Annotated in this window: 25 protein-coding genes; 19 read left to right on the top strand and 6 right to left on the bottom strand. The window is 63.4% G+C overall.

Translation table 11 applies throughout. The annotated features are described in order from the left end of the window. The first annotated feature begins 154 nt into the window (after positions 1-154). On the top strand, positions 155-961 hold the full coding sequence (locus NKJ04_RS22125; RefSeq protein WP_352554510.1) for a class I SAM-dependent methyltransferase: 807 nt from the start codon (positions 155-157) through the stop codon (positions 959-961). Between the two features lie 114 nt (positions 962-1,075). After that, positions 1,076-3,415 carry a response regulator gene (locus NKJ04_RS22120; RefSeq protein ID WP_352554511.1) on the top strand — a complete coding sequence of 780 codons (2,340 nt, stop codon included), beginning with the start codon at positions 1,076-1,078 and terminating at the stop codon, positions 3,413-3,415. Positions 3,416-3,435: 20 nt separating this feature from the next. Here the strand turns inward: NKJ04_RS22120 and NKJ04_RS22115 are convergent, their stop codons facing one another. The 4 genes from NKJ04_RS22115 to NKJ04_RS22100 form a co-directional block, all read right to left on the bottom strand. Next, on the bottom strand, positions 3,436-4,284 hold the full coding sequence (locus tag NKJ04_RS22115) for a Stf0 family sulfotransferase (protein WP_352677380.1): 849 nt from the start codon (positions 4,282-4,284) through the stop codon (positions 3,436-3,438). 55 nt (positions 4,285-4,339) lie between these two features. Beyond that, positions 4,340-5,194 carry a lytic transglycosylase domain-containing protein gene (locus NKJ04_RS22110; protein ID WP_352677379.1) on the bottom strand — a complete coding sequence of 285 codons (855 nt, stop codon included), beginning with the start codon at positions 5,192-5,194 and terminating at the stop codon, positions 4,340-4,342. A 5-nt stretch (positions 5,195-5,199) separates the two neighbouring features. After that, positions 5,200-6,453 (bottom strand): flavodoxin-dependent (E)-4-hydroxy-3-methylbut-2-enyl-diphosphate synthase, encoded by a 1,254-nt coding sequence (gene ispG / locus NKJ04_RS22105; protein WP_352677423.1) that lies wholly within the window; start codon positions 6,451-6,453, stop codon positions 5,200-5,202. 334 nt (positions 6,454-6,787) lie between these two features. Then, positions 6,788-6,967 (bottom strand): YdcH family protein, encoded by a 180-nt coding sequence (locus NKJ04_RS22100; protein ID WP_013529217.1) that lies wholly within the window; start codon positions 6,965-6,967, stop codon positions 6,788-6,790. A gap of 239 nt (positions 6,968-7,206) precedes the next feature. Here NKJ04_RS22100 and NKJ04_RS22095 point away from each other — a divergent pair, with 239 nt between their 5' ends. After that, entirely contained in the window at positions 7,207-7,410 is a 204-nt protein-coding gene (locus NKJ04_RS22095) for a YdcH family protein (protein ID WP_013529216.1), read from the top strand. 23 nt (positions 7,411-7,433) lie between these two features. Here NKJ04_RS22095 and NKJ04_RS22090 read toward each other — a convergent pair whose 3' ends face one another. Continuing rightward, positions 7,434-8,222, bottom strand: coding sequence for an IclR family transcriptional regulator (locus NKJ04_RS22090; RefSeq protein ID WP_352677378.1), 789 nt, complete (start codon positions 8,220-8,222; stop codon positions 7,434-7,436). Positions 8,223-8,349: 127 nt separating this feature from the next. Between NKJ04_RS22090 and NKJ04_RS22085 the strand changes: the two genes are divergently transcribed. The 14 genes from NKJ04_RS22085 to NKJ04_RS22020 all read left to right on the top strand — a co-directional run bounded on the left by NKJ04_RS22085 (position 8,350) and on the right by NKJ04_RS22020 (position 21,547). Further along, positions 8,350-9,231, top strand: coding sequence for a transporter substrate-binding protein (locus NKJ04_RS22085; RefSeq protein ID WP_502897957.1), 882 nt, complete (start codon positions 8,350-8,352; stop codon positions 9,229-9,231). 170 nt (positions 9,232-9,401) lie between these two features. After that, positions 9,402-10,067, top strand: coding sequence for an amino acid ABC transporter permease (locus NKJ04_RS22080; protein ID WP_023810937.1), 666 nt, complete (start codon positions 9,402-9,404; stop codon positions 10,065-10,067). Between the two features lies 1 nt (position 10,068). Continuing rightward, on the top strand, positions 10,069-10,719 hold the full coding sequence (locus NKJ04_RS22075; RefSeq protein ID WP_023810936.1) for an amino acid ABC transporter permease: 651 nt from the start codon (positions 10,069-10,071) through the stop codon (positions 10,717-10,719). Between the two features lie 2 nt (positions 10,720-10,721). Then, positions 10,722-11,516 (top strand): amino acid ABC transporter ATP-binding protein, encoded by a 795-nt coding sequence (locus NKJ04_RS22070; protein ID WP_023810935.1) that lies wholly within the window; start codon positions 10,722-10,724, stop codon positions 11,514-11,516. Positions 11,517-11,554: 38 nt separating this feature from the next. Further along, the gene (locus NKJ04_RS22065) at positions 11,555-12,016 is read left to right on the top strand and encodes a RidA family protein (protein WP_128305969.1); all 462 of its coding nucleotides are present in this window, start codon (positions 11,555-11,557) and stop codon (positions 12,014-12,016) included. Between the two features lie 25 nt (positions 12,017-12,041). After that, complete coding sequence (locus tag NKJ04_RS22060; RefSeq protein WP_352677377.1) at positions 12,042-13,247, top strand: aminotransferase class V-fold PLP-dependent enzyme; 1,206 nt, start codon at positions 12,042-12,044, stop codon at positions 13,245-13,247. A 217-nt stretch (positions 13,248-13,464) separates the two neighbouring features. Then, positions 13,465-14,454 carry a TIM barrel protein gene (locus tag NKJ04_RS22055; RefSeq protein ID WP_352442014.1) on the top strand — a complete coding sequence of 330 codons (990 nt, stop codon included), beginning with the start codon at positions 13,465-13,467 and terminating at the stop codon, positions 14,452-14,454. 41 nt (positions 14,455-14,495) lie between these two features. Next, positions 14,496-15,548, top strand: coding sequence for a sugar ABC transporter substrate-binding protein (locus NKJ04_RS22050; protein WP_352677376.1), 1,053 nt, complete (start codon positions 14,496-14,498; stop codon positions 15,546-15,548). 69 nt (positions 15,549-15,617) lie between these two features. Then, positions 15,618-17,117 carry a sugar ABC transporter ATP-binding protein gene (locus NKJ04_RS22045; protein ID WP_128305973.1) on the top strand — a complete coding sequence of 500 codons (1,500 nt, stop codon included), beginning with the start codon at positions 15,618-15,620 and terminating at the stop codon, positions 17,115-17,117. Positions 17,118-17,140: 23 nt separating this feature from the next. Continuing rightward, positions 17,141-18,109 carry an ABC transporter permease gene (locus NKJ04_RS22040; RefSeq protein ID WP_352677375.1) on the top strand — a complete coding sequence of 323 codons (969 nt, stop codon included), beginning with the start codon at positions 17,141-17,143 and terminating at the stop codon, positions 18,107-18,109. Beyond that, positions 18,106-18,981: a MurR/RpiR family transcriptional regulator gene (locus tag NKJ04_RS22035; protein WP_013529211.1), complete on the top strand. Its 876-nt coding sequence runs from the start codon at positions 18,106-18,108 to the stop codon at positions 18,979-18,981. The genes NKJ04_RS22040 and NKJ04_RS22035 overlap by 4 nt, the downstream gene beginning before the upstream one ends. Further along, positions 18,978-19,871 (top strand): ribokinase, encoded by an 894-nt coding sequence (locus NKJ04_RS22030; protein WP_352677374.1) that lies wholly within the window; start codon positions 18,978-18,980, stop codon positions 19,869-19,871. Before NKJ04_RS22035 ends, NKJ04_RS22030 begins: the two co-directional genes overlap by 4 nt. 102 nt (positions 19,872-19,973) lie before the next feature. Then, a complete protein-coding gene (purE, locus tag NKJ04_RS22025) occupies positions 19,974-20,471 on the top strand; it encodes a 5-(carboxyamino)imidazole ribonucleotide mutase (protein WP_023810926.1) in 498 nt (165 codons plus the stop codon). Then, a complete protein-coding gene (locus tag NKJ04_RS22020; RefSeq protein WP_023810925.1) occupies positions 20,468-21,547 on the top strand; it encodes a 5-(carboxyamino)imidazole ribonucleotide synthase in 1,080 nt (359 codons plus the stop codon). The genes purE and NKJ04_RS22020 overlap by 4 nt, the downstream gene beginning before the upstream one ends. A 6-nt stretch (positions 21,548-21,553) precedes the next feature. Here NKJ04_RS22020 and NKJ04_RS22015 read toward each other — a convergent pair whose 3' ends face one another. Then, positions 21,554-21,976 (bottom strand): lysozyme inhibitor LprI family protein, encoded by a 423-nt coding sequence (locus NKJ04_RS22015; RefSeq protein ID WP_352677373.1) that lies wholly within the window; start codon positions 21,974-21,976, stop codon positions 21,554-21,556. A 241-nt stretch (positions 21,977-22,217) separates the two neighbouring features. Here NKJ04_RS22015 and ykgO point away from each other — a divergent pair, with 241 nt between their 5' ends. Together ykgO and NKJ04_RS22005 are read left to right on the top strand one after the other, a co-directional pair. Continuing rightward, a complete protein-coding gene (gene ykgO, locus NKJ04_RS22010) occupies positions 22,218-22,343 on the top strand; it encodes a type B 50S ribosomal protein L36 (protein WP_006327841.1) in 126 nt (41 codons plus the stop codon). Positions 22,344-22,454: 111 nt separating this feature from the next. Then, positions 22,455-23,060, top strand: coding sequence for a tetratricopeptide repeat protein (locus NKJ04_RS22005; protein ID WP_352677372.1), 606 nt, complete (start codon positions 22,455-22,457; stop codon positions 23,058-23,060). The last annotated feature ends 139 nt before the right edge of the window (positions 23,061-23,199 follow it).

Below are 23,199 nucleotides of genomic sequence, written 5' to 3'. Positions count from 1 at the left end.
GTGCCAGCCGGAACATCGAGCTGATCGACGCACGCACGTCCCCGCCGGCCGGTTCTGAAATAGAGCTTGAGCGGAAGCCTGCCGAGGCAGAGGATCGACATCGCTTTGCCACCGCACGGCAAGCACGCGGTGCGGATAGAGTTGGAGGGATGCCATGTCGACCACCGACAAGCTGTTCACCGGTTCCATTCCCGAAGTCTACGACCGGGCGATGGTGCCGCTGATCTTCGAGCCCTATGCGCAGGATCTGGCGGAGAGAGTGTCGAAGCTCGGGCCGCAATCGGTGCTCGAAGTGGCGGCGGGCACCGGTGTGGTGACGCGTGCGCTGGCAGCAAGATTGCCGGCGCAAACACGCATCGTGGCCACCGACCTCAACCAGCCGATGCTCGACCACGCGCGCACGCGGATGGCGGACGATCCTCGTATCATCTGGCAGCAGGCCGACGCCCAGGCACTGCCCTTCGAGGACGCCCGGTTCGACGCCGTGGTCTGCCAATTTGGCGCGATGTTCTTCCCCGATCGAGTGGGCGCCTACGGACAAGCGCGGCGGGTGATGCGGCCGGGCGGGCATTTCCTGTTCAACGTCTGGGGTGCCATCGAAGACAATGAGTTCGCCGAGGAAGTGACGCGGGCACTCGGCCATTTCTTTCCGGCCGATCCGCCTCGCTTCATGGCGAGGACGCCGCATGGCTATCACGATGCAGACGCCATCCGCGCCGACCTGCATGCCGCCGGCTTCCGTGACATCACCATAGAGCCGCTGGATGCCGTCAGCGCCGCTTCCTCGCCATATGAGGCGGCCGCGGCCTATTGCCAGGGCACGCCCCTGCGGGCTGAGATCGAGGCGCGCGGCGGCTCGCTGGAGGAGACGACGCGATACGTGGCAAATGCCCTTGGGAAACGGTTCGGGGAAGGCTCGGTGAGTGGCCGCATCCGCGCCCTCGTCGTGGAAGCGGCCTAGGCGTGGTGTCCATCCGGCGGCTCGCATGGCCTGCCAACCCGCACGAACGAAATTTTAATGTAAATGAAGCGTAATCCCGGCCATTAAAATGGTGCGTATGTGTTGGGGTTGCGCATGCCTGAATATTCGTCCTTCATCCGGTCGGTCCGGATCCGCTATATTTCAGGTTTGCTGATCTTCGCGCTGGCTTCCGCCGGCATCGTGATTGCGCTTGACCGCGTCAATTCCTTTCGCCGCGACATCGATGCGCTGAGCAGCAATCTCGTCATCTTCACCCGCGACCTGCGCAACGCGACCAGCTTTGCCGAGACGACCGGGACAGCCTGGCGGGCGGAGACACGCGATGCCCTGACCACATCGGCGCGCGGCCATTCGGAGCGTCTGACCGGCGAGATCGAGACGCTGACCGCCCAGCTTGCGGCGATCAAGCCGCGGCTGTCGATCAAGACCGTCAACGAACTCCAGTCCGCTTCCGTCAACGGCGATCTGTTCTGGTCGCCGCGCGACATGGTGCGCAATTTTAACCTGATGTCGGTGGCGCAGAAGGTCGACGAGTGGAGCTATCGCGAAATCCGCAACCAGAACGACCTGTTTGCCCAGCCTATGCTGGTTCGCGTCCGCACCGCCATGGATGATGAGCGCCACCTGGCCGATGCCTCAAGCGACAGACTGCTGCTGTGGGCGAGCGGCATCCTGTTCGCGGCACTTGCCATCGTCGCCTTCTGGATCTTCCGCCCGATGGAAGTGGCAATCCGCCGCGCCTTTGCCGAATCCGCCGAATCCCTGTTCAAGGCCGAGGCCGCCGACCGCGCCAAATCGGAATTCCTGGCCAATATGAGCCACGAAATCCGCACGCCGATGAACGGCGTGCTCGGCATGGCCGAACTGCTGGCCAAGACCGATCTGACCCCGCGCCAGAAGACCTTCACGGACGTCATCGTCAAATCCGGCAACGCGTTGCTCACCATCATCAACGACATCCTCGATTTCTCCAAGATCAATGCCGGCCAGCTCACCCTCGACCCTGCTCCCTTTCGCCTTTCCGAGGCGGTCGAGGATGTGGCGACGCTGGTCTCGGCGCGCGTCGCCGAAAAGAACCTCGAACTGATCGTGCGTGTCGACCCGCGCCTGCCGGCCCATGTCGTCGGTGACGCCGGCCGGTTCCGGCAGATCATCACCAACCTGCTCGGCAATGCCGTGAAATTCACCGAGAAGGGTCATGTGCTGATCGATGTCGGCGGCGAAATCGTCAACGACGTGGTCCAGCTCAAGGTCCGCGTCGAAGACACCGGCATCGGCATACCGGCCGAGAAACTGCAGAATGTATTCGAGAAATTCGCGCAGGTGGACGGCTCGTCCACCCGCCGTCATGAGGGCACGGGGCTGGGCCTCGCCATCGCCGCCCGCCTCGTCGACCTGATGGCAGGCAAGATCGGTGTCGAGAGCGAGATCGGCCGCGGCTCGGTGTTCTGGTTCGCGGTGCCGCTGCCCGCGCACCAGGCGGCAGCGCGCGACGAGATCGTGCCGGTCGACGTCACCGGCGCGCGCGTGCTGGTCATCGACGACAATCCGGTCAACCGCGAAATCCTGCTCGAGCAGCTCAGAAGCTGGAGCTTCGATTGTGCCGCCGCCGAAAGCGGCGCGGTGGGGCTTGCCTTCCTCGACCGCGCCTTTCAATTGGGCGCCGCCGTCGACTGCATCATCCTCGACTACCAAATGCCGGGCATGAACGGCGCCGATGTCGCCAGAGCCATTGCGTCCGACAGCCGGCTGTCCTCCATCCCGGTGGTGTTGCTGACCTCGGTCGACCAGGTCGATTTCGGCAAGATGATCATCGACTTCGGCATATCAGCACACCTGACCAAGCCGGCGCGCTCCGCGGTGCTGCTCGGCACCGTCATCTCGGTGATCCAGAAGGCCCGCTCGCAGGTCGGCAAGGCGCGATTCGTCCGCGAACCGATCGTGCAGGCTCCCCCGGCGGCGCCGCCCGCCTTCACCGTCATCCGCGGCCCGGCAATGCCGGTCGCGGCAGCGCCGGAATCGACAACCGCGCCGAACGGACCGATCGACATCCTCATTGCCGAGGACAATGACGTGAACCAACTGGTGTTCGGCCAGATCCTCAACGGGTTGGGCTTGAGCTACCGCATCGCCGGCAATGGCCGCACGGCGGTCGAGATGTACCGGGCGCTGCGCCCCAAGCTGATCCTGATGGATGTCTCGATGCCCGAAATGAACGGCTATGAGGCGACCCGCGCCATCCGGGCGATGGAGGTCTCGACGGGCGCCCACATCCCGATCATCGGCGTCACCGCGCACGCGCTGAAGGGTGATCGCGACAAGTGCATCGAATCAGGCATGGACGACTATCTGCCGAAGCCCGTTTCGCCCGACCGCCTCGGCACCAAGATCGGCACCTGGCTCAGCGAAACGGTCGTGGCCAAGACCGCCTAGACTGCATCCATGAGGATGCGTCAGACGGCTGCTGCCTCCAGACGATAGCGGCGCATCCAGTCGAGGCTTGTCGCGTCAGCAAGCTTTGCAACGCCGGGGCTTATATCCTCCTCGTCCGGCGCTCGGACCCTCAGGGCTTCGCAGATGCCTAGCAATGTCGCGGCCGGATTGCCTGAAAGGCGCTCATAGCCGACGCGCAGCGGGGATATGCCTTGCTCTGCGAACCAAATGTTCCAGGCCGCGTCATAGGTCTCGAGTTCCGCGACCTCTCGTTTGATCCGCTCGAAATCATATTGAGGCTCTTTCGGCGGCGCGACCCTTTCGATCTCGGTGCCGTCGGGAGCGATATGCCAAAGACCGGTCTGCTCTGCCTTGATCAGGGAGACAGCCTGCGCGAGCTTGTCCTCCCGCGAGAGGTGTATGTAGAGAACATTGCCGAATGCTCTTCCGAACCGCGCTCTGTCCGACTGCAGTTTCGGGAAAATCCGGTCGAGGATCGTCGAAAGCTCATCCAGATTTTCGCGCATCAAGCGAAGGCCGAAGAGGCCGGTCCCACCCTTGCCCGCAGCGATCGCCGCGTTGAGATAGGCGACATTGAAGTCGAGCTCACTCATCGTGCCGCGATCCGGCAGCTTCCACTCTTCAGCCCACTCCAGCACATCCTGCCGCCGATAGAATGAGTGCGGATCGCCAGTCGTCTTCGTGGATGCCAGAAGCTTGCACAGCAGCGTGCTTCCGGTCCTCGGCGTGCCGCAGATTATGTACCCATCGAACATGTTGTGTCCATGCTGCTCGTCAAAGGCAGGGGCTGTCGCCTTGGAGAAGATGGCCGCCGCTATAGCTGAAATCTTTGCTGGATGCGACGTCACGGCTGTCGCTCTTAAATGCCTCTCTCAGACAAACACCATGCCGGCAGCGGCCAAATTACCGGTTGCGCACCACCACGCATGCCCCACCGATGCTTTGCAATTTTTGGCAGATGACATTGGCATCGGCGCGATGGTCGATACCGATCCTGACCGCGTAGATGCCGCGCCGGCCGATTGGCGTGCGCACCCGGCTGACCACCGGATCGTGCCCGTTGAGCAGGGCCGGGAACCGGCTCCTTACCCTGAGCCACTGGTTGATCGCGGCACTGCGGCGGAAATTGCCGGCCACCTGGATGCCCCATGGCTTTATGTTGATCGAAGCCATGGCCACCGTCCGCGACATGATCACCGGCAGTTTTCGGCAAGCGACGGCAAAATCCGTCCTTGCGTCGAGCGGCTCGACTTTTCCGGCATAGGCCCGGTCCGTGAACTTGTCGGCTGGTTCACCCATGATGTCTAAGACATAGCTTTCGGTCTCCATCGGCAGGAACCCCCCGGAGCTGAGCCAGCGCGACACCCGGCTCTCGCCGGCATTGTAGGCGGCGGCGGCTAGGCCGAGATTGCCGTAGCCGGTTTTCATTTCGGCGAGATATCTAGCCGAAGCCGGAATCGCCTGGTTGATGTCGAAGGAATTGGCAAGCCCGCGCATCTTGGCGGTGCCCGGCATGAACTGGGCAATGCCTTCGGCACCGACCGGACTGACGGCGTTGGGATCGAAACGGCTTTCCTTCCAGATCAGCCGGGCGAAGAAATCCCTGGACAGGCCGTTCTGGTCGGCATGCGCCTGGATCAGATTGCAGACTTTGTCGATCAGCCGCTGCTTGGCGGATTGCGGCGGATCGGCCTGCACAAGGGTCGACCAGGTCAGCCCGTACAGCAGGATCAGCGCTGCCCAAAGGAAACGCTGCATTTGACCTACTCTGCCGCGGCCTTGCCGCCGCGACCGAACCGCTGTTCGATATAGTCGGCGACCATTTTCTCGAAATCCGCGGCGATCGACGGCCCGCGCAGCGTCGCCGCCTTTTTGCCGTCGACGAAGACAGGCGCCGTCGGCATTTCGCCCGTGCCGGGCAGCGAAATGCCGATATCGGCATGCTTGGACTCGCCAGGGCCGTTGACGATGCAACCCATCACCGCGACCTTGAGGTTCTCGACGCCGGGGTATTTGTCGCGCCACACGGGCATGTTCTTCCTGAGATCGGCCTGGATGTTCTGGGCGAGCTCCTGAAACACGGTGGAGGTGGTGCGGCCGCAGCCGGGGCAAGCGGCAACAATCGGCACGAACTGCCTGAACCCCATGGTCTGCAGCAATTCCTGCGACACCTGCACCTCGCGCGTGCGGTCGCCATTCGGCTCCGGTGTCAGCGAGATGCGGATGGTGTCGCCGATGCCTTGCTGGAGCAGGATGCCCATGGCGGCCGACGAAGCGACGATGCCCTTCGAGCCCATGCCGGCTTCGGTCAGGCCGAGATGCAGCGCGTGGTTGGAGCGGGTGGCGAGCTCGGTATAGACGGCGATCAGGTCCTGCACGCCGCTGACCTTGGCCGACAGGATGATTTTCTCGCGGCCAAGGCCGATCTCTTCCGCCATCTCGGCCGACAGGATCGCCGACTGCACGATCGCCTCGCGCATCACCTCCTGGGCCGTCAGCGGGAAACCCTTGTCCTGGTTGTCGTCCATCAGCCGGGTCAAAAGCTCCTGGTCGAGCGAGCCCCAGTTGACACCGATGCGCACCGGCTTGTCATGCTTGATCGCCATCTCGACGATATCGGCGAACTGGCGGTCCTTCTTGTCCTTGAAGCCGACATTGCCCGGATTGATGCGGTATTTGGCCAGCGCCTCGGCGCAGGCCGGATGATCGGCCAAAAGCTTGTGGCCGATATAGTGGAAATCGCCGACCAGCGGCACGTGGATACCCAGCCGCTGAAGCCGCTCATGAATGCGCGGCACGGCGGCGGCGCTCTCGTCGCGATCGACGGTGATGCGCACGATCTCCGACCCGGCCCGGTGCAGGGCTGCGACCTGCGCAACGGTCTGGTCGATATCGGCCGTGTCGGTGTTGGTCATCGATTGGACGACGACAGGCGCGCCGCCGCCGACGATCACGCCGCCGACACCGACGCCGACCGACGTACGGCGGGGAAAAGGAGAGGAAAAATATCCGGTCATGCCGGCAGCCTTTTGTCTCTGGAGCATCTTGTGTCCTGCATGGACGCACAACGACGCCCCGGGCCGATGCGCTGAGGTCCGGGCATGAGGTGGAGGAGCAAAGATGGCTTGTCAATGGCGACAGGTCGCCACTGGCCGGAATCGGTCCGCCGCCAGAGGCCAGGAAACAATCGATGATCTGGCGAAACGAGCGACGGCCGAAGCGGAAATTGAGCCTGTGCAAGTCCAGGTTCGGCTGACAGACCGGTGCTGGAAATCAAAACCCTCCACACCGGCGGCGTGGTGCCGCCGGGAAAAGAGGCCGCGGATATTGGGCGGCTATGTCAGGAGGGTATCAATGCGTGGTCGGTTTGCCTCTTAGTTTTTCAATCTCGTCCTTGAGTGCCAGCTTGCGTCGCTTGAGATTCACGATTTCGAGGTCGTCGACCGATGGATGATTCATCGCGTCATCGATTTCACGTTCGATGTCGCCGTGTTTCCGCTGCAACTCATCAAGATGGGATGCAAGAGACATGATTGGTTCTCCCTTTCATGGTTTTCCTCGATTGCAACCGTCACGGCGCGTCCACCGCAGGTTCGCTTCTGTGACGGCACGGTGACAGTGTGTCACCTTCCGCGGGCGATGTCGAATGATCCGTGGTAGCATTCCACGACACTGTGAAATGTGATATGGGCTGCACGCCGGTGACAAAACACCCGGCCCCGCCCAATCAGGCCCAGCTTTGGGCGCCGCAGACGTGCAGACGGTAGAGAATGTCCGATCAGGAACAGGCCGATATTCGCCTCGAATTTTCCCGCCTGAAGCAGGAACACGCCGATTTCGATGCCGCCATCAACGCGATGATCGCCATGGCCTGCGATCCGCTGCAGATCCAGCGCATGAAGAAGAAGAAGCTGTTCCTCAAGGATCGGCTGATGGCACTGGAAGACAAGATCATTCCCGACATCATTGCGTGAGTTGGCATCCGCTCGCTCGCGCGCTACCCGGCGATCGAAAGCTTTGCGGCACGATCACGCAGCAAGCCGATGAGTTCGCCGGTCCGCTCCTCGGACGTATCGATGGGGACCACCAGGCACATCGTCGCCTCGACCTTGCCCGGCGCTGAAAACACCGGTGCGGCAAGGCACTTCGTATAGGCATCGACAAGGCCCGAAGTGACGCAATGGCCGGTGACCTGCGCTTTTGCGATGTCGGCGACGAAATCGTCGAGCCGCAGTTTGCGCCCGTCGGGCAGCACGAGGTCGTCGTTTGACACCATGTCTTCGATCTCAGCCTTCTCCAGCCCCGCCAGAAGCAGCCGCCCCGAGGCTGTCCAGGGCAGCGGTATCTGCAAGCCGGTGGCGGAACTGATGCGGAACGGTCTGGTGCCGGGACTCGCATGGACGATCGTATAGCGGCCGCTCTGCAGCATGCACAATTCGGAAGTCTCGCCGGTCTCGCGCGACAGATTGTCGACCTCCTGGCGCCCCCGCCTCAACAGGTCGTTGCCCCGCACATAGTCCATTCCGTAGAGATAGAGCTTCTTGCCGAAATAGACGCGATTGCCGTCGCCTTCCATTTCCAGCAGTCCCGCATCGACCAGCGACCGCACCAGCGTATAGGTCGTCGAGCGGGGCGCGTTCACGCCCTTGGCAAGGTCGCCAATGCCGATCGCGCGCTGGGTCGTGTGAAGAAACTCCAGAATCTCGAGCACCCGGTTGAGCCCCTTTTCACGGGAGCCCGAAATCTTCTCGCCGGCTGAAAGTGCCGAGGCATTGCCATCTTGCATTGTTGATTCCCGGTGTTAGTATCTGTCCTGTACAGGATACACGCGTCTCTTGTAAGAGACAATCGCTTCGGCGTCACTGACGCGTGTATTGCCTGTGCAAGGGGAACATAAACGAAAGGAGGTCGCCGTGAACGACACATCCGGAAGACGTGATTTTCTGAAATTGGGAATGGCGGGACTGGCCGCGGCCGGCGTCGTGGGTGCGGCGGTAGCCGTCGATGCCCAGAAGGCCGCTGCCCAGGCAGCACCCGACAGCCTGCTGCGCACCGTGCTCGATCGCGGCAAGCTGATCGTCGGCACCGGCAGCACCAACGCGCCGTGGCACTTCGAGAACGATGCCGGCGAACTGGTCGGCATGGACATCACCATGGGGCGCATTCTTGCCAAGGGCCTTTTCGACGATCCGACCAAGGTCGAGTTCGTGATGCAGGATCCGGCACAGCGCATCCCCAACGTCACCACCAACAAGGTCGACATCACCATTCAGTTCATGACGATGAGCGCCCAGCGCTCGCAGCTGGTCAATTTTTCCCGGCCTTACTACGTCGAGGGCGTCGCCCTGCTGAGCCTTCCGACCGCCGAGAACAAGACCTTCGACAAGCTGCTTGCCGGCGGCTCGGCGACACGCGTCTCCATCCTGCAGAATGTCGATGCCGAGGCGCAGGTGCATTCGGTGCTGCCCGAGTGCCAGGTTATGCAGATCGATACCCAGGCCAACGTGCTGCAGGCACTGGAATCGAAACGCGTCGACGCCGCTGCCGTCGATCTGTCCACGGTGCGCTGGCTCGCCTCGCGCAATCCGGACAGATATTTCGACGCCGGCAAGAGCTGGCTGAGCATGCTTTATGGCGCGGCACTCCGGCAAGGCGACCTTGACTGGCTGACCTTCGTCAACTCGACCTTCACCATCGCCATGTTCGGCCACGAAAACGCACTCTACGATGCCGCCTTCAAGGACTTTTTCGGACAGGAGCCGCCGGCGCGCCATCCCGGCTTCCCAGCCATCTGACCTGCGGGGGGTATGGACGTATCCAGCGCCCTTCCGCCTCCCTAGAGCAATTCCAGGAAAAGTGTGAAACGGTTTTCCGCCCGGAATTGCGTCAAAACAAAGAGTTAGAGCGGGTCGCCGTTTCCGTGAAACGGTGAACTGCTCTAAGCCTGCGGCACTGAGGCGGACGCATGGGCTATGCCCTTAATTTCAACCTGATCTGGCGGCACTTCGACAAGCTGTGGGGAGGACTGCTGCTCAGTCTCGAGCTCGCCGTCATATCGATCGCCATCGGCACCGTCATCGGCCTGGTTCTGGCGGTCTGGTACGTGTCTGCCGGACGCATCGTGCGCACCATCATCGCCGCCTACGTCGAATTCATCCGCAACGTGCCGCTGATCCTGCTCGTCTACCTCGTCTTCTACGGCCTGCCGACAGTGGTCGACATCGCCTACAGCGCGCCGACCTCGTTCGTCGTCACGCTGTCGCTCTATAGCGGCGCCTATCTGGTCGAGGTGTTTCGCTCCGGGCTCGAAGCCGTTCCGCGCGGACAGCTGGACGCCGGCAAGGCAATCGGCCTGACGCCCTGGCAAAGGCTGCTCAACGTGCGCCTGCCGACCATGCTGCGCATCACCTTGCCGGCATTGTCCAACACCTTCATATCGCTGTTCAAGGACACCTCCGTCGCCTCGGTCATTTCGGTGCCGGAGCTGACCTATGGCGCCCAGTGGATCAACTTCAACACCTTCCGCATCGTCGAGGTCTATCTCGTGGTCACGGCGATGTATCTGGTGACCGGCTACATCTTGCTTTTTGCGCTTCGGCTTGTCGAGCGCCGGTTCAGGGCGGCGCGCTGACATGCTGACCCAGATCGCCTATGCCTTGCCTTTCCTCGCCCAGGGCTTTGCGCTGACACTGTGGGTATCCCTGCTGGTCGTGGTGTTTTCGCTGATTGCCGGCGTGATCATGGGCGTCGGTCTGGTCTATGGCCCGGTGCCGTTGCAATGGGCCGTGCGCATCTTCAGCGACACCATCCGCGGCATCCCGATCCTGGTGCTCATCTTCTTTGTCTATTACGGACTGCCGGCCGTCGGGCTTCATCTGCCGTCGTTCTGGGCCGCCGTGCTGGCGCTGACCCTGTTCAAGACAGCCCAGGTCGTCGAATATTTCAGAGGTGCTGTCGGCTCCATTCCGAAAGGGCAGTCCGAGGCGGCGATGGCGATCGGACTCACCTTTCGCCAGCGGCTCGCCTACGTCATTTTCCCACAGGCGTTCAGGCGCTTCCTGCCGCCCTGGATCAACGGCGTCACCGATGCGGTCAAGGGCAGCGCGCTGGTATCGCTGCTCGGCATCACCGACCTGATGCAGGCCATCAACCAGGTCATCGGCCGCACCTACGAGGCCATGCCGCTCTATATTCTCGGCGCGCTCATCTACTTCGCGGTCAACTATGCCCTTTCGCTCGCCAGCCGGCGGCTCGAGCGGCGTTTCTCCTTCATCCGGGAATAGCAATGTCCACAAGTCCGAAAAACACCCCGGCCCTTCTCGACGTCCTGGACGTTTCCAAAGCCTTTGGGACCGTCCAGGTCCTGCGTTCGGTCAGCCTGCAGGTGGCGAAGGGGGAGGTGGTGACGGTCATCGGCCCCTCCGGCAGCGGCAAAACCACGCTGCTGCGTTGCGTCAACTTTCTCGAAAGCTATGACAGTGGTTCGATTCGCATCGACGGCAAGGAGGTCGGCTTTCGCGAAGCCGGAACCCGCCAGCGTCGCAGCGAACGCGATCTCGCCGCGATGCGCGCCGAGACCGGCATGGTGTTCCAGAGCTTCAACCTCTTTCCGCACCTGACAGCCGCCGGCAACATCATGCTTGGCCTCACCAAGGTGCGCGGCAAGAGCAACGCCGAAGCGCGCACCATCGCCGAACACTGGCTCGGCCGGGTCGGTCTAGCCCACAAGGCCGACAGCCTGCCCGCCGAACTGTCCGGCGGCCAGCAGCAGCGCGTCGGCATTGCCCGCGCAGTGGCCATGGGGCCGAAGATCCTGCTTCTCGACGAGATAACCTCAGCGCTCGACCCGGAACTGGTCGGCGAGGTGCTTGAGGTCGTGCGCAGCCTGGCCGAGGACGGCATGACGATGGTGATGGTCACGCACGAAATGGCCTTTGCCCGAGATGCCTCGAGCCGCATCATCTTCATGGCCGATGGCGGCGTCAGCGCGGCGGGTCCACCCGCCGAAATCCTGGCAGCCGACACCGACAATGAGCGCCTGCGCACCTTCCTGGCACGCTTCCGCGCCTCGCATTTCTAGAACGGGACAGCGAACGCTGTCCTAAGGAGCCTTCTTTCATGACGCCTTATATCCGGCTCGCCGCGTTGGGCCTGACGCTGCCCGAGCCGCCGACCCCGATCGCCAACTTCGTCACCCATGCCGAAAGCGGCCGGCTGATCTTCCTGTCCGGCCAGGGACCGCTGCGCACCGATGGCAAACTGTTCACCGGCAAGGTAGGAGACGATGTCACCGTCGAGCAGGCTTATGGCCATGCCCGCCTCACCGGCCTCAATCTGCTTGCCGTCATGCACGCAGCCACCGGCGACCTTGGCCGGATCGTGCGCGTCGTCAAGCTGCTCGGCTTCGTCAACGCCATACCGACCTTCAGCGACCACCCGAAAGTGGTCAATGGCTGTTCCGACCTGTTTGCCGATGTGTTCGACAATATCGGCGGCCATGCCCGCTCGGCGATCGGCGTCGGCTCCTTGCCTGGAAACATCACCGTTGAAATCGAGGCGGTTGTCGAGATCGCCGCCTGACCTTTAGAAGAATGGAATCCGAGAGATGAAAACCACTTCCACAGACGGCTCCAACACCACCATCCGCGAACGGCTCGGCCTTCGCCCGATCATCAATGTCTCCGGCACGATGACCGCGCTCGGCGCGTCGATCATTGTCCCCGAAGCGATCAGCGCCATGGCGGAAATGGCCTCGCAATGGGTGGAAATGGATGACCTGCAACGCGCCGCAAGCACGATCGTCGCGCGCCTGACCGGCGGCGAAACCGGTTTCATCACTGCCTGCTGCGCCAGCGGCATCACCATGGCGATCGCCGGTGCGATGACGAGGACCAATCTGCTCGCCATCGAGCGGCTGCCTGATAACACGGAAGGTCTCAAGTCGGAGGTCATCGTCCAGCTCGGCCACATCGTCAACTATGGTGCGCCGATCGACCAGTCGGTCCGGCTGGCGGGCGCCAGGGTCGTGCCGGCCGGCACGGTCAGCGTGACGCAGGACTATCATGTGCGCGACGCGATCAACGACCGCACGGCGGCGGGCCTCTATGTCGTTGCGCACCACACCGTGCAGTATGGCATGCTGTCGCTGGAGGAATTCTGCGAGATCTGCCACGCCAGGGGTGTCCCGGTGATCGTGGATGCGGCTTCAGAGTATGATCTGCGCGACTTCCTCGCGCGCGGCGCCGACATTGTCATCTACAGCGGCCACAAATTCCTGAGCGGGCCGACCAGCGGCATCGTCACCGGCCGCAAGGATCTGGTTCGCGCCGCTTATCTGCAGAACCGCGGCGTCGCCCGCGCCATGAAGGTCGGCAAGGAAAGCATCGCCGGCACCATGGCCGCACTGGAAGCCTGGGAAAAGCGCGACCATGCCGGCATCCGCCGCCGCGAAGACGCCGCGCTCAACCTGTGGAAGGACACGTTGCACGGGCTGCCGGGCGTCATCGCGCAGATCATCCCGGATCCGACCGCCAACCCTCTGGATCGGCTTCAGATTTTTGTACTGCCCGAAAGCCGGTTCACGGCGGCCGGTCTCACCTCGGCACTGGCGACGGGCTCGCCGCCGATTATCGTGCGCAACCACGAGGTGGAGCGCGGCCATTTCTTCCTCGACCCCTGCAATCTTCATCCCGGCGAGGCCGAGATCGTCGCCGAACGGCTGCGCGCCATATTGACCGCCAAGGACCGCCCGGCCGATGCGATGAAAGTCGCCCGCAAGGATTCGTCCGGCGTCTTACGCTGGCCAGATTGAACACCCGGCGAATCGCTACCTGAAATGCGTCGGCCGTAACCGGCACGCGCCATCATGCGCCTCCTGCCCTGACGGCTCTCCAGGGCACCGGCCAGGAAACTGCCGGCTCCCTCTGCGCGCCTTGGCGGTTCCAGCTTGGCGGCTGCTTCACAACTTTTCAACAATAACTTTACAAATATCTATATTTATGTGAAGTCATGACGATGAAGGATCGCTCATGACAGCCAACCGTTTCGCCACGCGCCTGAATTCCTTTGCCTCGCGACCGCAGGCCGAGTGGCCCGATCTTACCGGCAAGCCGTCGCTGCTGCAGATGGCGGCGCGCGCCGCCAAGGTCGAGGGGCTTACCGATCTCGACCTCAACTTTCCTGACCACGTCGGTGAAAAGCCCACGGAAATCACCCTGAAACTGGGCGATCTCGGGCTTTCCATCAATGGCTTTGCCATGCGCTACTACTCCAACCCCGCCTTCAAGCTCGGCGCCTTCACCAATCCGGATCCGGCGGTGCGCCGCGAGGCCATCGACCTGACCAAGGCCGGCATCGATGCCGTGCGTGAGGCCGGCGCCAGCCTGATGACGCTGTGGCTCGGCCAAGATGGCTTCGACTACGCCTTCCAGGCCGACTATTCAACGCTTTGGCAACACGAAATTGATGGGATTCGTGAAGTTGCGACACATGATCCCGACTGTCAGATCAGCCTTGAATACAAACCGAACGAACCACGCTCTTACAGCCTGATGCCGGATGCGGCGACGACCTTGCTGGCGATCCGCGATGTGGGCCTGCCCAATCTCGGCGTCACGCTCGATTTCGCTCATGTGCTCTACGCCGACGAACAGCCGGCCTTTGCCGCGGCCCTGGTGGCGCGTCACAGCAAGCTGCTCGGCGTGCACCTGAACGACGGCTACGCCAAGCGCGACGACGGCCTGATGGTCGGCGCGGTGCACACGCTGCAGACCATCGAGCTGCTCAGGCAGATTCGCCGCGACGGTTACGCCGGCGCCATCTATTTCGACACGTTCCCCGATATGACCGGGCTCGATCCGGTGCGGGAGTGCGAAGTCAACATCGCCACCGTCAAGCGCATGCTGCGCGTCGTCGACCGGCTGGAGCAGGACAATCGCCTGTCCGCCGCCATGGACAGCCAGGACGCGGTGACGTCGCAGGCCATCATCCAGGAAATCATGCTCGGGCCGGATAGCTGAGGCATCCGCGCCATCACCGTTTTCAACCAGGGAGGAATACAATGAAACTTCTGCTTGCCACCGCTACCGCCGCACTGATGGCGCTCTCGATCGGCTCTGCCTTTGCCGCCGACCTCGCGCCGCTCAATTCCGACACGGAAAAGGACCGCATCGACTGGTCGCAGGTCGAGGCTAAATTCGGCGCGTTCCCCAAGCTGCCCGAAGGCACCAAGGCAGGCGCGGTCTCCAAGACGCTGACCAATGAATACTGGCGCTCGCTGGGCGAGGGCTACACGGCATTCGGCGCCAAGGTCGGCGTTCCCGTCGTCTATCAGGCAGCGCAGAGCGAGGGCGACCAGCTCGGCCAGCTCACCATCGCCGAAGGCCTGGTGACGCAGGGCTACAACGTGCTGCTCGTCTCGCCGCAGACGGATGCCAATCTGCAGCCGATCATGGAGCAGGCCAAGGCCGCCAACGTGCCGGTGGTCAACGTCAATGACGCCGTCATCCCGCAGGCCGAGCATTATGTCGGCAATGTCCAACGCGACAATGGCGTGCGCGTCGCCAAATGGTTCATCAAGAACCGTCCGAATGGCGGCAAGGTCGCCATCGTCGAAGGTCAGGCCGGCGTCTATGCCGCCGTGCAGCGCACCGACGGCTTCAAGTCGACCATCACCGAGGGGGGCAATTTCGAGGTTGTCGCCAGCGTTCCCGGCAACTGGGACCGCCAAGCCTCCTATGACGCGGCCACCAACATCCTACAGCAGCACCCCGACCTGATCGGCTTCTATGCCAACAATGACGGCATGGCGCTGGGCATCGTCGAGGCTGTCAAGGCCGCCGGCCTGCAGGACAAGGTTGCGGTCTTCGGCACCGACGGCATTTCCGACGCCTATGCCTCGATCCGCGCCGGCGAACTGACCGGCACGGTCGACAGTTTCCCGGTGCTGACTGGCGAAGTGGCGTTGGAAACAGCTCTGCGTCTCGTCGCGGGACAGAAGCTGCCGCGCGTTGTCGCCACGCCGCAGGCGCTGATCACCAAGGACAATGCCGACCGCTATTCCGGCACCGGCGCGCGCAAGGCCCTGCTCGAGGACGCGGCAGCGGGCCAATAAGGCTAATCGGCGGGTGCCGGCCAGAGCAATTCGCTGCCGGCCGGCACTCTTGCCCGGAGATAGAACCCGATGTCACCCCGGCTGCAATTCAAGGGCATTTCCAAGCTGTTTCCGGCCGTACGGGCGCTCCACGAGGTGTCACTCTCGGTCGGGGCCGGTGAAATCCACGGCCTGCTCGGCGAAAACGGCGCCGGCAAGTCGACGCTGCTGCGCGTCCTGTCTGGCGTCTACAGGCCGACAGCGGGAAGCATCCTCATCGACGGCAAGCCGGTTACACTCGCCAACCCGGTCGCCGCACGCGCTGCGGGCGTCGCCATGATCCATCAGGAATTGCAGCAGGTACCGCGCCTCAGCGTCGCCCAGAACATGTTCCTCGGCCATCCGCTGACGCGCGGCGGTATCTTCGTCGCCCGGCGCGAGCAAGAGCGCCGTGCTGCGGATGCTCTTGCGGCCATTGATCCCTCCATCGATCCGGCGGCACCCCTTGGTACCCTGAAGGTGGCGCAGCGGCAGATCGTCGAGATCGCTCGCGCGCTGCTCGATCGCGCCCGCATCGTCGCCATGGACGAGCCGACATCGAGCCTGACGCCGAGCGAATTCGAACGGCTCGCCGAAGTCATTACAGGTTTGGCGCGCGATGGCGTCGCCGTCGTCTATGTCTCGCACAAGCTGGATGAGGTGTTCGGCATCTGCCGGCGCGCCACCATCATGCGCGATGGCGTCGTCGTCGATTCCGTCGATCTGAAAGACCTGTCGGAGAAAGCGGTCGTGGCGATGATGGTCGGCCGCGAACTGGCGCAGGAACACCATAATTCCCATGCCACGAACAAGGTCATGCTGAGCGCGCGTGGCCTCTCTTCGGCGACGAAGGTGCGCAACGTGTCGTTCAATCTGCATTGCGGCGAGGTGCTGGGCATTGCCGGCCTGGTCGGTTCCGGCCGCACTGAACTTTTGCGGCTCTTGGCCGGCGCCGATCGCGCCACGGCCGGGACGATTGCAATCGACGGCAAGGCGGCGCGCTTCGCCAGCCCGCGCGATGCGATTGCCGCCGGCGTCGGACTGGTGCCGGAGGAGCGCAAACGCGAAGGCATCGTGCCGCTGCGCTCGATCACCTGCAATATGGCGCTCGCCTCGATGGCCGTGTTCGCGCCGCGCGGTCTCATCGATCACGCCAGGTTGAAACACGTGGCCGTCGAGAAGATGAGCCGTGTCAACCTGCGGCCGTTTCTGCTCGACCGGCCGATTCGCCTGTTCAGCGGCGGCAACCAGCAGAAGGCGATCATCAGCCGCTGGCTGGCGGCGGGAACCCGCATCCTCTTGTTCGACGAACCGACGCGCGGCATCGATGTCGGCGCCAAGGCGGAGATCTATCATCTGATCGAGGAACTCGCCGCCGAGGGCCATGCCGTGATCGTCGTCTCCTCCGAGCTCCCCGAAGTGATCCGGCTTGCCGACCGCGTGCTGGTCATGCGCGACGGCACGATCGCGGCCGAACTCCACAGAGACGATATCAGCGAACAGGCGATCGCGGCGCACGCCATCCCGCAAACGCAAACGCCGGCCGCGTAACAGGCAAGGCAGAGGTGACGGATATGTCGGATACCACTCTGGTGCGGCCACGCGCCGAATTCCTGCGCGGCGTTTCCATGCGCGACGCCGGCACGCTGATCGGCCTTGTCGTGATCCTGGCAGTATTCGGCGCGCTGGTGCCCGGCTTCTTCGCCGAGCGTAACCTGATCAACATCCTGCAGCAGTCGAGCATCAATGCCTGTCTCGCACTCGGCATGACGCTGGTCATCATCTCCGGCGGCATCGACCTGTCGGTCGGGCCGACGGCGGCACTCTCGGCCGTCATCTCGGCCTCTATGATGGTCGCCGGCGTGCCGTTTCCGCTGGCCATCGCCGCCGGCTTCGCCATTGGCCTTGCCTGCGGCCTCGTCAACGGCGTGCTCGTCGCCTATGTCGGGCTGCAGCCCTTCATCGTCACATTGGGGACGCTCAGCACCTACCGGGCGCTGGCACTGATCTACACCGGCGGCAATCCGGTTCTGGGCCTGCCCGCGGGGTTCCGCGCCATCTTCAACGGATCGCTGTTTGGACTGCCCCTGGCGGTCGTCATCGTCGCCTGCGTGGCTGTCGTCGCCTGGGTCGTTTTGAAGAAGACGCCCTTCGGCGAATATCTGCTTGCCGTCGGCGGCAACGAGGAGGCGGCCTACATCGCCGGCGTGCCGATTGCCCGCACCAAGATCGCCGCCTACATGATCTCAGGCCTGCTGGCAGCGCTTGCCGCGCAGATCCTGATCGGCCGGCTCGGCGCCGCCGAGCCCATCCTCGGCAATCTCTGGGAACTCGACGCCATCGCGGCTGCCGCCATCGGCGGCGCCTCGCTGATGGGCGGCAAGGGCAGCATCGTCGGCACCATCCTGGGCGCCGTCATCCTCGGCGCCATGCGCAACGGTTTGACGCTGATGAACGTCCAGTCCTTCTATCAGCTTCTGGCAACTGGTCTTATAATCCTCGCCGCGATGCTTATCGATCGCGTGACGAGGGGGCGTGGATGACCTTGAGCGGGCTGGACCTGAAAGCGGTAGGACCGCGCATCCGCATGATGATGCCGCATCTCACCCCGTTGGAGGCGAAGGTGGTGGAAACCGTCTTCGGCCGGCGCGGCTTCGACGAGAGCATTCCGCTGAAGCAGATCGCCGAAGAGTCTGGCGTGTCCGAGGCGATGGTGGTCAAGATCGCCAAGAAGCTCGGCTTTTCCGGCTATCGCGACTTCCGCACCGCCGTCTATGAATACAGTCGCCTGCCGACCGCCGAGATGCACCAGGAACTGTCGTCCGACGACAGTTCGGCCGAGATCGTGCAGAAGGTGTTCCGCACCTCCATCCAGGCGCTGGAGGAAACGCTGGCAATCCTCGACATCGAGGATTTCGACCGCGCCGCCGAGCTGCTCTTCCGTGCCAAGAACCGGGATTTCTATGGCGTCGGCGGCTCGGCGCAGATCGCCCGCGATGTCTCGCACAAGTTTCTGCGCATCGGCATCCGCGCATCGGTCTATGACGATTCGCATATGATGCTGATGTCGGCCTCGCTGCTCGGCGGCGACGACATCGCCGTCGGCTTCTCGCATTCGGGCAACACGTCGGCCGTCATCGACGCCATCCAGCTGGCCCGCAAGAACGGTGCCCGCACGCTGGCCATCACCAACTACGACAACTCGCCGCTGGCTGCGGTCGCCGACATCGTGCTTTGCTCGACCGCGCAAGGGTCGCCGCTGATGGGCGAGAACGCAGCGGCGCGCATTGCCCAGCTCAACATCCTCGACGCGCTGTTCGTGGCGGTGGCGCAGCGCGACTATCAAGCGGCTGAGCGCAATCTCGGCCGCACCATGTCGGCGGTGACATCGAAACGAAAAGACCGGGGCTCATGACGACAACGCCGCTGGTCACCGTGTTCGGCAGCTTGCATTATGACATCATGGTCGACGCGCCCGATCGCCCGCGCAAGGGCGAGACGGTGACCGGCCATGCATGGCATCCGAAATGCGGCGGCAAGGGCGGCAACCAGGCTGTCTCGGCGGCGCGGGCCGGTGTGCGCGCGGCGATGATCGGCGCCGTCGGCGGCGATGATTTCGGGCGGGCGTTGCTGGCCAATCTCGATCGCGCCAAGGTCGACCACCGCTTCGTGCGGGTGGCCGCTGGCGCCGGCTCCGGCATGAGCGTGGCGATCTTCGACGCGGGCGGCGACTATGGCGCGGTGATCGTCTCAGGCAGCAATCTGACACTGGGCCATGCCGACATTGCCTCAGCTTCCGATGTGATGGCCCAAACGGCAGTGCTTTTGTTACAGAACGAAGTGCCGGAAGCCGGCAACATTGCCGCCGCACGCGCCGTCAAAGCACAGGGCGGCCGCGTCGTGCTCAACGCGGCCCCCGCGCGCAAACTCTCCGACGAGTTGATCGCCCTGGTCGACATATTGGTGGTCAACGCAATCGAGGCGGAATTCCTGGCTGGCACAGCAGTGGTGGAGACGCAGGACGGGGCCGCGCAAGCCGCACGATTGCTGGCCGATCTTTATCCGGTGGCGATTGTCACGGCGGGCGGCGAGGGCGTCGCCTCCTGCGACCAGACCGGCGAGGCCTTTGCGCTGCTGGCCGTCCCGGTCAAGGTCGCCAGCACGCATGGCGCCGGCGATGAATTCGTTGGCGCGCTGGCCGCGGGACTTGCCCGAGGAGAGACCATGCACGCGGCGGTCACCGCTGCCAACGCGGCTTCGGCGTTGCTGGTCTCGACGCCAGAGGCCGAGCGCGACGGCATCTGAACGGCTGGTTTCCGTCTTGCCGGACCGAAGCGGCGGCCGCCTATCCTTGCGGCCTCGCGCGAATTCCGCTAAGGCGCGCCTTTGTCGCCGGGGAACACGGACTTGGACGATCAACGCGCCGACGTCGCCATCATCATGGGCAGCCAGTCCGACTGGGCGACGATGCGTCATGCCGCCGAAACGCTGGAAGCACTAGGCATCCCGCACAAGCGGCTGATCATTTCCGCGCATCGCACACCGGACCGGCTCTATGATTTCGCCAAAGGCGCCAAGGCGGCCGGTTACAAGGTGATCATCGCCGGCGCCGGCGGTGCGGCGCACCTGCCCGGCATGACGGCGGCGATGACGCCGCTGCCGGTGTTCGGTGTGCCGGTGGAATCGAAAGCGCTTTCCGGGCAGGATTCGCTGCTGTCCATTGTCCAGATGCCGGCCGGCATTCCCGTGGGCACGCTGGCCATCGGCAAGGCCGGCGCCGCCAACGCAGCCCTTCTGGCCGCTGCCGTGCTGGCCCTGAACGATGATAGCCTTGCCGTCCGTCTGGATGCCTGGCGCGCCGCGCAGACCGCTAAGGTCGCGGCAGAACCGACGGATACGCCGTGAGCCTGCCCGCCGGATCGACCATCGGCATCATTGGCGGCGGCCAACTCGGCCGCATGCTGGCTGTTGCCGCCGCCCGCCTTGGCTACCGCACCGTGGTGCTGGAGCCGCAAGCGGATTGCCCCGCGGCACAGGTCGCCAACCGGCAAATAACAGCTGCCTATGACGACTCGGCCGCCCTTGCCGAACTGACAGCGTCGAGTTCCGTCATCACCTACGAGTTCGAGAACGTCCCGGTCGCGGCCGCCAGCGCTCTGGCCGCCAAGGTTCCGGTCTATCCGCCGGCGCGTGCGCTGGAAGTGGCGCAGGACCGGGTGGACGAAAAAACATTCCTCAACGGCATCGGCATTGCCACCGCGAATTTCCACGCCGTCGACAATGATGACGAGCTGACGGCGGCGCTGAAAGCGTTCGACGGCAGCGGCATCCTGAAGACTCGGCGCATGGGCTATGACGGCAAGGGCCAGCGCGTCTTCAGCAACATGGAAGCCGGCGGTCTTGCCGGCACCTGCGAGGCGATGGGCAATGTGCCGCTGATCCTGGAGTCCTTCGTGCCGTTCGAGCGCGAGATCTCGGTGATCGCGGCGCGTGGGCTGGACGGTGCGGTCGTCGCCTACGATCCGGCCGAGAATGTCCACCGCAACGGCATTCTCCATACGTCGACCTTACCGGCCCGCGTAAGGCTCGAAACGGCGCAAGCGGCACGAACGGCGGCATCGAAGGTCCTGTCGGCGCTGAACTATGCCGGTGTCATCGGTGTCGAGTTCTTCGTGCTGGCGGACGGCTCGCTGCTGGCCAACGAGATCGCGCCGCGCGTGCACAATTCCGGCCATTGGACGGAAGCCGCCTGTATCGTTTCGCAGTTCGAGCAGCATATCCGCGCCATCGCCGGCCTGCCGCTCGGCAGCCCGGACCGCCACTCCGACTGCGTGATGGAGAACCTGATCGGCGACGATGTGCTGCGCGTCCCTGAGCTTCTCGCCGAGCCCGATCTGATGCTGCATCTCTACGGCAAGGCCGAAGCGCGGCCCGGCCGCAAGATGGGCCACTTCACTCGGATCAGCCGTCGCGCCTCATAAGGTTGCCTACTGCACGTCGTCGCTCTCCTCCTCGCCTGGATTGGCGCAACTCACATCGCCTTCCTCGCAATTGGCCGCGGCAGCGAGCTGCTTGACGCGATCATTGGTCAATCTGGTCAGGCATTGCGAGACTTCCATCGAATGGATTGATCCGCCTTCGCTGGCGGCAGTGGAATGCGCGCACTCGGCATCGCGAAAAGTGATCCAGGCGCGTTGCGCCACCTGCAGCAATCTCTTGCCGTCGGCACCATCCGAGCTGGTGAGGTTTTGATAGGCCTTGTTGAGCCTAGCGTCGGCGGCCTGATAGTCTTCGCCGGCACAGATGTTCATCATCTGCTGGCTATCATCGCTGCGGTCGCATTCCTGCGCGCGCGCAACCGAAGCTGCCGCCAGCAGGACAAGGCAGGCGGACAGGAACATTCGGCGCATGGTTCTCTCCAAATCACTTCACGGCGACCGCATCATCCCAGCCGGCCCAGGGCCGCGCAATGCGCCAGGCCGATATGGCGGATAATTGATGACAGGGATGATTCACAGCCGCAATGGAGCACGCTTGCGGTTGACAGGGACAAGGCTCCTCGTTTATGAGCCACCCCACAGTTCAAAGGCGCGTCTTCTGGCGCGCCTTAAAATTTCGACCCGGACCGGGTCCACACCGACAGGCAAGACCATGAAGATCAAGAATTCGCTCAAGGCGCTGAAGGCGCGTCACCGCGACAACCAGCTGGTTCGCCGCAAGGGCCGCGTCTACATCATCAACAAGACCGCCCCGCGCTACAAGGCACGCCAGGGCTGAGCTTTCGGGCAGGAGGCTGTTGCCTCCGCCCATTTGATGCTTGTTGCCGCCTGCCGGCCTTTCACGCCAAATTCAGTTTGACGTTCCGTCGCCTGGGACTAGAGTCCGGCGATGCGGATTCTTTTTGCATTTTTGACATCTCTGCTTGTTTCCGGCGCCATTTATGGCCCGGCATGGGCGGATGATGCTGTCGCGCCGCCGGCCACTCAGGACGCCCCGCCCGCCGCAACGACGAAACAAGCCCGCCTCGACCAGTTGTTCAGCGATCTGAAACGCGAGCGCAACGAAAAGGCGGCGGAGCGCATCGCCGGCAACATCTGGGGCGAGTGGTCGCAATCCGGCAGCGCCTCGATCGACCTGATGATGCAATGGTCGCAAAAAGCCGTCGAAAGCCAGAAATTCGACGTCGCGCTCGATTTCCTCGACCAAGTGGTGACTTTGCAGCCGACCTATGCCGAAGGCTGGAACCGGCGTGCCACCGTGCATTTCATGATGAAGAACTACGGCAAGTCGATGTCCGACATCGACCATACGCTGCAGCTCGAGCCGCGCCATTTCGGTGCGCTGTCCGGCCTGGCGCAGATCATGGCGTTGACCGGCCACAAGCAATCGGCGCTCGAGGCCTGGCAAAAGGTGCTGGCCATCTATCCGATGATGCGCAGCGCCCAGGACCAGGTCGGCACGATTTCGGAGGAACTTGCCGGTGAAGGCATTTGATTGCTCTAGGGGAGTGGGGAGAATAAGGCAGTAGGGGCAGATTGTACCTGCGGAACACACACCCTACTCCCCTACTCCCCTACTCCCCTACTCCCCTACTCCCCTACTCCCCTACTCCCCTACTCCCCTACTCCCCTAC

Source organism: Mesorhizobium sp. M0618 (genome assembly GCF_040320765.1).
Taxonomy (GTDB): Bacteria; Pseudomonadota; Alphaproteobacteria; order Rhizobiales; family Rhizobiaceae; genus Mesorhizobium.
The sequence above is the reverse complement of the archived record's forward strand: the minus strand, read 5'-3'. Positions and strand labels throughout refer to the sequence as shown.